The sequence below is a fragment of the Paenibacillus sp. 1781tsa1 genome, from assembly GCF_024159265.1.
GTDB lineage: Bacteria > Bacillota > Bacilli > Paenibacillales > Paenibacillaceae > Paenibacillus.
Genome location: NZ_JAMYWY010000001.1, coordinates 3300537 through 3312175, shown reverse-complemented (window position 1 = coordinate 3312175; position 11639 = coordinate 3300537). Strand labels below are relative to the sequence as shown.

General features: G+C 46.5%; 8 protein-coding genes. 1 reads left to right on the top strand and 7 read right to left on the bottom strand.

Annotation, left to right across the window (positions count from 1 at the left end; all coding sequences use genetic code 11):
• The first annotated feature begins 111 nt into the window (after positions 1 to 111).
• Positions 112 to 1254, top strand: a complete 1143-nt coding sequence (locus NKT06_RS14755; protein WP_253435674.1) for a family 8 glycosyl hydrolase — start codon at positions 112 to 114, stop codon at positions 1252 to 1254.
• A 195-nt stretch (positions 1255 to 1449) separates the two neighbouring features.
• On the opposite strand, the gene NKT06_RS14750 is transcribed toward NKT06_RS14755, so the two are convergent.
• From NKT06_RS14750 to NKT06_RS14720, 7 genes are all read right to left on the bottom strand, one after another.
• On the bottom strand, positions 1450 to 3108 hold the full coding sequence (locus tag NKT06_RS14750) for an ABC transporter substrate-binding protein (RefSeq protein WP_483311574.1): 1659 nt from the start codon (positions 3106 to 3108) through the stop codon (positions 1450 to 1452).
• 20 nt (positions 3109 to 3128) lie between these two features.
• A complete protein-coding gene (locus tag NKT06_RS14745) occupies positions 3129 to 4058 on the bottom strand; it encodes a carbohydrate ABC transporter permease (protein WP_253435665.1) in 930 nt (309 codons plus the stop codon).
• A gap of 27 nt (positions 4059 to 4085) precedes the next feature.
• Entirely contained in the window at positions 4086 to 5060 is a 975-nt protein-coding gene (locus NKT06_RS14740; protein WP_253435662.1) for an ABC transporter permease, read from the bottom strand.
• Between the two features lie 156 nt (positions 5061 to 5216).
• Positions 5217 to 7577, bottom strand: a complete 2361-nt coding sequence (locus tag NKT06_RS14735; protein ID WP_253435660.1) for a helix-turn-helix domain-containing protein — start codon at positions 7575 to 7577, stop codon at positions 5217 to 5219.
• 247 nt (positions 7578 to 7824) lie between these two features.
• Positions 7825 to 9528, bottom strand: coding sequence for an RICIN domain-containing protein (locus tag NKT06_RS14730; RefSeq protein WP_253435657.1), 1704 nt, complete (start codon positions 9526 to 9528; stop codon positions 7825 to 7827).
• 276 nt (positions 9529 to 9804) lie between these two features.
• The gene (locus NKT06_RS14725; protein ID WP_253435654.1) at positions 9805 to 10752 is read right to left on the bottom strand and encodes a carbohydrate ABC transporter permease; all 948 of its coding nucleotides are present in this window, start codon (positions 10750 to 10752) and stop codon (positions 9805 to 9807) included.
• Positions 10753 to 10769: 17 nt separating this feature from the next.
• Positions 10770 to 11615, bottom strand: coding sequence for a carbohydrate ABC transporter permease (locus tag NKT06_RS14720; RefSeq protein ID WP_253435651.1), 846 nt, complete (start codon positions 11613 to 11615; stop codon positions 10770 to 10772).
• Positions 11616 to 11639: the final 24 nt, after the last annotated feature.

Sequence of the window (11639 nt, the reverse complement as noted above, 5' to 3'; positions counted from 1 at the left end):
TACAATAACATGCAGATCAGAACACCTATAATTTTTCATGTAAACGCTTTAATTTGTATACTATTTCCATGTTATAATTTTGAAAAACCGCATTGGTAAAGGAGGAAACTCATGAATATCACGGGTCAAGGTGCGTTAGATACGGGGACTTATACGAATCTGTTTCTGAAGCTAGGCTACGATGAAAATGAGATTATGAGCAGATTGGAAGAAACATGGAACGAGCTGTTTTATGGCGATGAAAATACTCGAATATATTACCCCATGGGTGAGGACAAGGGATATTTGCTGGATACTGGTAATCTCGATGTTCGCTCTGAGGGCATGTCCTATGGCATGATGATGGCTGTTCAGATGGACAAGAAGGAAGAATTTGATCGAATCTGGAATTTCTCCCACACGTTTATGCAGCATACCGAGGGTCGATACAAAGATTACTTCGCTTGGCATTGCAAGCCTGACGGGACCCGACTCTCGCAAGGACCTGCTCCTGATGGTGAGGAGTTTTTTGCCATGGCGCTTTTTTTCGCCTCCAACCGCTGGGGCGATGGCGCTGAACCTTATGATTACAAGGCACAAGCCCGCAAGATCCTTCGTGCCTGTATACATCAGGGTGAAGACGGCGAAGGTGACCCAATGTGGGACCCGGAAACGAAACTGATCAAATTCATTCCAGAAACACCGTTTAGCGACCCGTCCTATCATCTGCCTCATTTCTATGAACTATTCGCGAAATATGCGGATGAAGAAGATCAGGCTTTTTGGAAAGAAGCGGCTGACGCTAGTCGGGCATACCTGCATACAGCCTGCCATCCTGTAACCGGACTTTCACCTGAATATGCGAACTATGACGGCTCTCCGGCTCCAATACAGCCACATGGGGATTTCAGGCATTTTTACAGTGATGCATATCGTACTGCTGCAAATATTGCGCTGGACTGGGAATGGTTCCGCAAGGATCAATGGCAGATCGAACAATCCAATCGAATTCAGTCCTTCTTCAGTGATATTGAAATTTCTGATTATCGTCGTTATACCATTGAGGGTGAACCTTTTGACGAACCTTCACTGCATCCTGTAGGTTTGCTGGCTACCAATGCCATGGCTTCACTGGCTGCTGACGGTCCACATGCGGACTCATTTGTTCGCAAGTTTTGGAACACGCCTCTGCGTCAGGGAGAACGACGTTATTACGACAATTGCCTGTATTTTTTCAGCATGCTGGCTCTAAGTGGAAGATATCGCATGTACTAAGCGGAATTGCCCGAGCCGTTAGCTGCAAAGAATTTACGGATAAAATTGAGTATTGCATTGTACCGAGCTGATGCCATGATATTAAGATCCTCTTATACGGCTTATCACCAAAAAACGTTCCTGGCTCGCATATGCTTACTGCGGACCGGGAACGTTTGCATGTGCCAAAACAGGCAACAATATCTTTTCTCTTAATTATTTGGAAACCGAAGAAGCATCATAGGAAGACTGCATGATCTCCAGATAACGATTGATGTTCAGTCCCTCCAGTCCTTTCACATAATCTTCCCAATCCTTATCCAGACTTTTCGCTCCCGTGATGAATTGCAGCGCATTTTGATCAATATAGTCTTTGAGATTAGTCTGCATCATGCTCGTTTCATCCGCCAGAGACGGGTCAACCCAGAGTGCCCAGTGAGGGAAAACGTCCGTTGGCTCTTTGCCTTCCATTAATAAAGTAGCCTCATACAGTCGCCGTTCATAACCGTCATTGGCATAGATGTCCTTGCCTTGTACTTCGGCGTCACGATAGGCACGGTGATGATTGTATTGACTCAATGCTGCCCAGCTGTCATTACGAGGTTCTTCACCGGAAGGAAGCGGAATGGCCTTGTAGAGCGGCTCTATCTGATCATTGAGCGCCACTTCGCCTTCCTGTGGTTTACGCCAGCTTGTGCCCTCTTCTCCCAGATAAGATGCCATGGTCCCTTCTTGGGTGTAGAAATAATCCAGCAGCTTTATGGCTGCAATCTGCGTTTCCTCGCTGGCCTTGTTCGTCAGTACAAAGGACGCTCCGGGATCGATTGGATAGTTATACGTAGCATAGGCGGCATTTGGTCCCTTCAGTGGAGGGATGGGATTGTAATCATTTCCGTAAGGTGAACCTTCGGCAGTGGTTACAAATAACGATGGATGCATCGCTGCTCCTGCACCGAGAAGCTGTGCATCGGCGTTATCACCGATCTTTTTGAAAGCACCCACGTTCTGCGTAAAGGCCCCCGGATCGATCAACCCTTCATCATACAGGGATTTGATATACGCAAGTCCTTCTTTCCACTCAGGCTTATTCGCTACGGTCTCCACTTTCCCTTGGTTGACTATGAGATAATTCCGATCGTCGTCATAGATAAAACCGTTCATTAAATAAGGAATAATGTGCACCCCAAAATTCTCGGTAGAACCACTTAGCGGCACTTCATCTGCCTTACCATTTCCGTTTGGATCTTTGGTTTTAAATGCCCGAAGCATTTCCTTAAACTCTTCTGTCGTTGCAGGCTCGGTCAAACCTAATTGTTCCATCCATTTGGTGTTGACCCACATCTTGTTCGGGTATGAACAGTGAAAACATTCATTCAAACCCGTCAGACCGTAGATATTTCCATCTGGAGCGGTATTCATGGCCCGATAATAGTCATTGCTTTCAAGCACTTTTTTAATATTCGGGGCATGTTTCTCAATCAGATCATTCAGCGGTAATATAACCCCCTGCTGACCAAACTTCAACAAGTCTGTCTGGGAGAACCGATCTACCCACGGGATAAGCAGATACAAGTCCGGATAATCGCCGGAAGCCAGTGAAATCTGTCTTTTCTCCGCTGCACCATCGAATGGAACCGTGGTCCAGTTGAATTGGATATCAAACTTCTCTTCCATTTTCTTCGTGAATTTATTGGTGGACAGATTGGTGTCCGAGCCTTGGTGTGCAAACACATTAATGGCTGTCTTGCCTGACGAATCGCCGCCTTCTCCGTTCCCCTTTTCAGAACTTGAACATCCGGCAAGTACCAACGAGGTAAACAGCATACAGGCAAGAATGATGAAACCCGCTTTTTTCAATACAATCCTCTCCCTCATGAATAATAGAAAAAATGGACCTATCCTTTGACTGAGCCAATCAACATGCCTTGCACGAAATACCGTTGAACAAAAGGATAGATGATCAGGACCGGCAGGCTGGCCATGACAATTAACGAGTACTTCATGAGTTCAGCCATCTGCTGCTGTTTGATCATTTCCGATGCGTCCATGTTCCCCGTACTGCTGTTCAGAATAAGAATGCTGCGCAATATCAGCTGTAGCGGGTAGAGCGATTGTGATTTCAAATAAATGAGAGCGTCAAAGTATGCATTCCATTGACCAACTGCATACATGAGCGACAACACGGCAATGATTGGTTTGGCGAGCGGCAGAATGACGCTGAAGATAAAACGGATGTCACTGCATCCATCGATGTCTGCTGCTTCGGACAGCTCTTCCGGTATTGAATTTTGGAAAAATGTACGTGCAATGATGACTTGCCAGACCCAGATAGCATTGGGAATCAGCAGCGCCCAGCGCGTATCAATCAGCCCCATGGTTTTGACCACCAGGTAGGTAGGGATCAAGCCGCCCGAGAATAGCATGGTGAAGGTGATAAACATCATTAATGAGCTGCGACCAACAAACGTCTTTTTGGATAACGGGTACGCAATCATTATAGTCAGAGCCACGCTGATCAAAGTGCCGCAGGCTGTGTAGAAAAGGGAATTGGCATACCCCGTAAGGACTTGATCATTGCGTAATACAGACTTGTAACCGTCGAATGTCAGGTCAATGGGCCACAACCAGACTTTTCCTGAGGAGACGGCAGCAGGGCTGCTGAGCGAAGAACTCACAATGTATATCAAAGGATACAACACGGCAATCAGCACCACCGTCAGCATGAAGTAAACAACCGTTATAAATACGCGATCTCCCCAAGATTCACGGATCGTACTGCTGCTCCTGATCCGGGAACGACCGGTATCTGTCTGTGTGTTAGACATGAATTAGTTCTCCTCCTTTCGCTCCCGTTACCATAAGCTTGTATTGGACAGTCGCTTGGCGACCGCGTTTACGATTAATAGCAGAACCAGGTTAATCACCGAGTTGAACAAGCCAACCGCAGTAGCGAAGCTGTAATTGGCATTCAGCAATCCTATTTTATAGACATACGTGGAGATGATTTCCGAGGCAGACAGGTTGAGCGGATTTTGCAGCAAATATATTTTTTCGAATCCGACAGCCATGATGTTGCCTACACTCAGAATCAGAATGATGACGGCTGCCGGAAGCAGTCCGGGCAGATCAACATTAATGATTTTCTGCATTCGGTTGGCTCCGTCCACTTTGGCCGCTTCATACAGGGATGGATCAACACCCGCGAGAGCGGCCAGATATATGACAGCGGAGTATCCCATTCCCTGCCACACATCGGAGAATACGTAGATGGATCGAAACAGTCCGGGCTCTCCGAGAAAATTCACCGCTTCAAAACCAAGAGCACCTGCGATTGTATTGACAATACCCAGCCGTGGAGACAGAAAGAGCATAATGATGGAAACCATAACAACGGTAGAGATGAAATATGGAGCATACGTCACCATTTGCACGATTTTTTTGAATCGTATGTTTTTGATTTCATTCAGCGCGAGTGCCAGTAATATTGGAATCGGGAAACCGACAATCAGGCTGTAAAACGAAATGTAAAGCGTGTTCTTGATGAGTGTGATAAATGCCGGATTTTGAAAAAGTAATTCAAAATACTTGGTTCCAGCCCACGGACTGCCCCAGATTCCCTTGATGACGTTGTAATCTTTAAACGCCAGAACCGCATTCACCATCGGTACATACTTGAAAATAATAAAGTAAGCAATCGGTGGCAGGATCAGCAGATACAGCTGCCAATGTCGCCTCCAGCTTCTGGATAATGCTCGCTGCAAGGCAGACGATTTACTTGTCTTTTCTACGGACTTCGATTCACTGGTCATTGTTGTTCTCAGAATCATCCCCCCATTCAAGGCTCTCATTCATACTGAGCTTCAGTACAATTTGGTAGCGCTTACTTTCGGGGTAATCATAAGATTTTCTCTGGGGATGCGTAAAGGTACAGTTACACCGGTAACGTACATAATACGAATATAAATCCCTGTAAACAGCCTACATTAACCGTTATGACCGTCCATTTTCCGAAACACGCTCGGCGATATGCCGCGTACCCGCTTGAACGCTCGACGGAATGAATGCGCACTGTTATACCCGGTGGCCTCGGCTATCTCGTCAATGGTGCGACCGGTGGACTGCAACAGGTTGGAAGCAGCTTCAATGCGCACATGTTCTACATAATCAGAAAGATTCTCTCCCGTATGTTCTTTGAACAATTGAGATATATACTTCTCCGATTTGCTCATGTACTCGGCAATTCGATAGATGGTCAAGTTTGCATCTCCATAACTTTGTTGAATAAATTCAATCATTTCGACCACCGTATCCGCATGTGCACCTGCTCTTCTAGTCTGGAAATCACCGCAGATGTCTTCTGTCAGCTGCTTAAACTTTTCGCGCAGCGTAGCGATCGTTTCGGTCATCTGAATGGAAGTCACCCGGTTTTTATATTCCTCCAGCAGGCAGGCATCCAGTTTGAATTTTGGTTCGTCCAGTTTCAGAAACGTTCCCTTCAGCTCCATGATGAACTGCTGCGTCATCTCGTAAGACAGTTCCCGCTCCTCCAAATTGCGAAGAAATAATTGCTCCAGAATACGTATCGCCTCTTCAGGCTCCCCGGCTTTGATGGTGTTCAGCAGCCGCTGTTCAGACTCAATCGGATAATAGAACATTTCATTTTCCTTCATCGTATCTTCAAATCTCACCAGATGATCTGTCCCCATATGAATGCCATAATCCAGGGCTTGTTTGGCTTCGTCAAAGGAGCGACCTGCATCATTCCAGACCTCATACGCTGCCCCAGTACCGATCGTTGTGGATATCCGATGTTCCCTGTAGATCACTTCCATTAAAGTGTTCAGTTCTTGTTCACATCTTCGCATCGCTTCATTTAGTGGATTTTCATCCAATGGGCAGGCAAAAGCAATCTGATCCGTTCCCCAATCCGTAATCAGCACCTGAGCATTCCACTCTGTAAGTACCTGCTTGACGAGAAGCCTTGCGACGCCCAGTTCATGAATCGTCTCTTCACTGTCCGGATTGGCATAGCCGTTTACTCTCACCAAACCTGCTAAGCCCTTGCTGCTATGAAGTGAAATATGTGCCTGTGATGAGATGACCTCAAGCTCAGTGGAGGTATAGAATTCCCCGGTTAACAAACGTTTGATAAAACCGTCTCTCAATAATGGAATCTGCTCATTCATCGTATTTGTAAGTGAGTCATTATTTGCAATCAGATTGTTAATATGGCTTGCCAAAAAATCATATTCATTGCCCCGTTTGCCGGGAAAATCGGTGATGTGTTCCCGGAAAGTGGCCAACAGTTTGTAAACGGGGGCACTATTCCGATAAGCCAGAACCAGCCCGAACAACAATCCCAGGGCAATCGTTGCCAAAGTAAAGGCCAGTGTGACTTGTTTAATCTGGTCCGCTTTGGTCATGAGTGCTTTCTCGGGAATGCCTGCCATGTAATTCCATCCATTTTGACTGGATTGAATCGATATCAGCAGTCGATCATCGCTTCCAGGCTGAACGCTCTGCACGTTCTGCACATTCTGCTCCGTTTCGGCAGCATTACCTTCGATCCGGTGACTTTGTGCCACTTGCTTGGCCTCGGCCTGATCAATGCCTAGCGAGAAAATGATCTGTCCTTCTGCATCGGTGACGAGAGTCCAACCACCATATTGATCCACAATATTTTGAGTGAGGCTCGCCATCTTATCCTGATCAATCATGACACCAATTGTCGCTTGCGGTTTGTTGAAGCTGTTCAGAGGAAGAGATTGCAGAAATGTGATGGCCGGAACGTCTGCAAGCACGGTACCGACGATTTCACGTTTATAGTTTCGAAGCGGTATGATCTCGTTAAAGTGCGGCTGTTTCAGAATTTGGTCATACCACTGTTCAAACGACATGCCTTCCAGCTGATTGGCAGCATAATAATGTTCTGGACGATAATATACGGTTCTTGGTGTGATAATGGCATTGTAGTTTGGAATGTGAATGAAGAAATGGGACAAGTATTCATTGGTGCTGCTGTACATGGAGAGGCTGCGCTGCATGCGGTTCATGCCGTAGACATTGTAGAGATCATGCGGCTTCGGGCCAGCAATTAAATTTTGCAAATCCGGATTGACGGCAAGCTGTCTAGTAAAGGCTTCGACTTGAAAAAGATTTCGCTCAATAATCTCTTTGCCGAGACTCAGCGACTTGTAGCTGTTCTCAATGGAGCTGGAGCGGGCCGCTTCAATGGAAGCTCGATAAGAGGCATATCCCGCAATTTGAGGAATCATCAGAATGACAAGATAGGAAATGAGGAAACGGCGGAACACGGGTGAAAATTTGGACCATAGGAGCTGCATATGTACCCCCCTTTTTTTATCAAGCGCTTACATTTCTCTGTGATTAGGTAGCTGTTCCATGATACACCGGGCATTTCTTCTTAGTGAAGGTACAACTTCTTTCTTATGGTACATTTTCGTACTACAGCGTACAATGCTTGCATGAAAATAAATGTCTCTCTGGTGTTTGGTGCTTAAAAATGAACGCAAAAAAAACCTCCCCAAGACAAGTAATGGCTTGGGAAGGTTCTTTTTAACGTTTTGGTTTTTAATTGCTAACGGCAACAAATTTCCATTGTTGGTTTGTAGCACCCGTGTAAGTGTTCTGCTGCAGCTTGGCTCCATCCGAAGTGGAAGCGTTTGCCACTTCAATCGCTTTGTTACTGTTCACGTTAATGATACTCCAGTACCCATTACCAAGATCGTTGACCTTAAAATGCTGAGCGGTTGTGTTCAGATTGCTCATGAGTTGAACCACTTCCCCATTGGTGTTGGTACCGTTGCGAATGTCGATGACTTTGTCCGGTGAGTTCACACTTGTCAGTGTATAGTTACCGTTGCCGATCGAGGTCAGAACCCACTTCTGAGGGTTGCCGCCCAGATCACTCCATTGCTGGAGCTGAAGATTGTTTTCGTTTAGACCACCAGGGACATCAATAACCTTGTTGGAATGCCGGGCTACAATTTTATAGGTTGCACCGGATACAAGACCTGTTGTTGGTCCACCTGTTCCACTGCCCGGGTAAGTCTGAGCACGTTCATGGTACCAGTTAAACAGGAATCGTCCCATGGCACTCCGTGAAGCATCTCCATCCCATTTCAGTCCAGCCGTTGGGTCGGCAAAGGAGCTTCGTGGTCCTTCACTTAGAATGAATCCGTTCATATGAGCTGCAATGCTGACATTGCCTGCGGCGTTGAAGATTGTTTTGGTATTGGTACCGAAACCTTCATTGCTGCCATTAAACAGGTTCCAATAGGCCGAATCGCCAGGTTTGTTTTTGAACCAGGTTACCTCGGTAATGTTAATTGGATATTTGTCAGCGGCTGCCTTCACGTTGGTATTCCACTGGTCTTGCAGGATGGAGAAATTGTCATATGCGCCATAACCAGGGTACCAGTGAACCGCATATCCATAGTTGTTGAGCGGGTCAGTTAATGGATGACTTGCCGTCAAGCTGTAAAATTGGTTGTATCCCAGACCTGCCGCCCAGATGACATTGTCTGCACCTTTGCTGCGAATTGTTGAAATCATGGAATTTTGGAAATTACGCAGGTCATTCCAGTGATCCACAAAGTCATTTTCCCCGTTGTATCCACCCCAATGTCCATTGGCATAGGATTTCACCGGTTCGTTGATCAGTTCGAAGTGAACGTTGTCTGCACTTTTGATCTCCGGGCGTGAAGCGAGATAACCCCAGATTTCGTTGAATTTTTGCAGGTTGGCAGGTGTTGTTGCCTGATCATCCTTCAATGTGAAGTCGAGTCCCAGGACCACATATACGCCTTTGCTCTTGGCATATTGAATATATGGAATAATGACATTTTGAGTAACGGTCTGCACACCGGCAAAGTTATATGTACCCGCAGCCACATCTCCCATATCCTGACGGTCGATAAACAGACGTACCTGATTCATATTCCAGCCATGATTGCTTCCGTATTTCGGGCTAGTATCCGCAAATGTATCGGTAATGTCCTTCAGATAAGCCAGAGTTGCTGCATGACGGTTATTTCCGTGCAGATTGAGGTAATAATTGCTATCCTGATATGTCCAGTAGGCGCCTGAAGGTTGATGCCAACCGTTCAGAAGCACAGGCTGGTTGTTGCTGTTCACCAGGTTTTTGCCGTTAACGTGAAGCTTACCCATCGGCATGCCCACCCATGCCTCGGCTCGGTTGCCTCCCCATGGGACAATGGTGATCAACAAAGCAAGAATGATTAAAAGTTTACAAGATGTCAAAATCTTCTTCACTATAACTCCTCCTCTTCTGATGTAATGCCTTACTATACTACGAAGCAAGCTCTGTCATAGCATCCCTAAACCAGCATATCGCTCAGGTCGGAGCCCGCTCCCGCAACCCATTCCATACCAGAAATGGAATTCTGAGGAGCAAAGGGTTGCGGTACTGAAGCGAACAGTTTTGCAAAAGATCGCTGCAAGCCCCCTTTTTACAAGTGGAATGTTCCATGGAATCCCTCCTTCCTTATCCAGGCTGATCGCCGCGCCAAAGGTACAGGTGAATTTAACTTAACCGACGATTCCTGTACGCTCTACACTCTCTACGAAATATCGCTGTACAAACAGATAGATGACGATCAAAGGCAGAATCGCAAGAAGAATTCCTGTATCCTGGATCATGCTCAGATAGAATGGATCAGCTTGGGAGGCAGCGCCGTCGCTGACCTGCTGAGCCAGATTATAAGGAAGAGATGACAATTGGGTCGACATGACTTTACTCGAAGTCAGATAAGTTGTCGTATAGAAGCTGTCATTCCACTGCCATACGAACGAAAACAACATGACCGTTACCATGGACGGAATCGCATTGGGCAACATAATGGTTGAGAATGTTCGCCCGATGCCCGCACCGTCCACATAGGCCGCCTCCTCCACTTCCTTTGGAATACCTCTGAAGAATTGCCGGAAAATAAAGATATACAAGCCAGCCTTGAGCGAATTTGCTGTAATCGCCGTCAGAATGAACGGCCAATAGGTGTTCAGCAGATTAACCGGTTTTCCTGTGATAAGTGTCATAAGTCCCATCAGATCAAAGCTCTTCAGATTCAAGTATACCGGAATCAGAATGGTCGTCGGTGGAACAAGAATGGTCAGGATAACCCCGGCAAACAGCCAGTTGCTTCCCTTAAACTTCAGTCTGGCGAATCCGTATCCTGCAAGCGCACAGGATGCTGTAGTCAGCAGTGTGGTTGTTGCAGATAGTGCAAATGTATTAAACAGCGTAGCCCAATAATCCATGACGCGTATAGCCTGCTTGAAATTGTCGATGGAGAAGTTCTGCGGGATCCACACTACCACTGCGGAATACAGATCGCCTTTATCCTTGATGGACGTTGATACCTTCTGGAATATGGGAAACAGGATAACGAAGGAAAGCCCGGTAATCAGGACAAACCGGATCATGGCCCACAGCCAGCCTTTCCAATGCTCCAGCGATAATAATCGTGAAGTTGTCACGTAGAGCACCCTCCTTTCTAATCTTGATAGAAGACACGCTTCGAGAAGATGATGGATACGATAACGAGAATGATGGCAATCGCCAGGAAGTAGACCCATGCCATGGCGGAGCTTAAACCAAAGTCGAACTTGACGAAGCCAGTATCCCGGATCAGTTCTGTCATGGCATTATTGGCAAACGAATCGATAATTGTATAGATCGCATTGACAAAAATCAGCGGGCTGACCATCGGAAATGTAATTTTCCAGAATGCTTCATAACCCGTAGCTCCTTCCATCTTCGAAGCCTCATACAGCTGAGGGGAGATTGTCTGGATGCCTGCCAAAAAGATCAAAATCTGTACACCCGATTGACTGACGATCTGATAGATCCGATCTACGGCGCTGCTCAGGTACGTGACGATCCAGTCGCTCACTCCGGCATTAACCATCAGATTTTCGAGTTCAAATGTCCCGAGTGAACTGCCGCCTGTACTGCTCTGGTTCACCGCTTCAATCAGACTCGTGCTCTCCAATGTCATAATCACTCCCGATGCCAGAATAACGGGCAGGAAAAAGATCGACCGCGCAACAGCCCGGCCCCTGAACTTCTGATTCAGGATGACAGCAAGGAACAGACTGAATATAACGATAAGTGGTACGTTGATGAGTACGTCTGTGATTGCCTCGATTAACGCACGGTTGAAGCTGGTATTGACGGTTAGCGCCTGAATGTAATTAGCGACACCGGTGAACTGAATCGCAATGCCTTCCGCGTTGGCCTGAATTGTACTCATGCTGTATCGCAGAGAGGCTAGCAGCGGAATGAAGAAAAATAACACAAAACCAATGAGCCAGGGGAGCACGTAAATTACGCCCCACATGGCTTTCTGCTGAGCATACGTACG

Excerpts from the sequence above, each read along its gene's own strand:
- NKT06_RS14745 (WP_253435665.1), bottom strand. The coding sequence starts at position 4,058 with ATGTCTAACACACAGACAGATACCGGTCGTTCCCGGATCAGGAGCAGC.
- NKT06_RS14750 (WP_483311574.1), bottom strand. The coding sequence starts at position 3,108 with ATGAGGGAGAGGATTGTATTGAAAAAAGCGGGTTTCATCATTCTTGCC.
- NKT06_RS14740 (WP_253435662.1), bottom strand. The coding sequence starts at position 5,060 with ATGATTCTGAGAACAACAATGACCAGTGAATCGAAGTCCGTAGAAAAG.
- NKT06_RS14720 (WP_253435651.1), bottom strand. The coding sequence starts at position 11,615 with ATGTGGGGCGTAATTTACGTGCTCCCCTGGCTCATTGGTTTTGTGTTA.
- NKT06_RS14755 (WP_253435674.1), top strand. The coding sequence starts at position 112 with ATGAATATCACGGGTCAAGGTGCGTTAGATACGGGGACTTATACGAAT.
- NKT06_RS14735 (WP_253435660.1), bottom strand. The coding sequence starts at position 7,577 with ATGCAGCTCCTATGGTCCAAATTTTCACCCGTGTTCCGCCGTTTCCTC.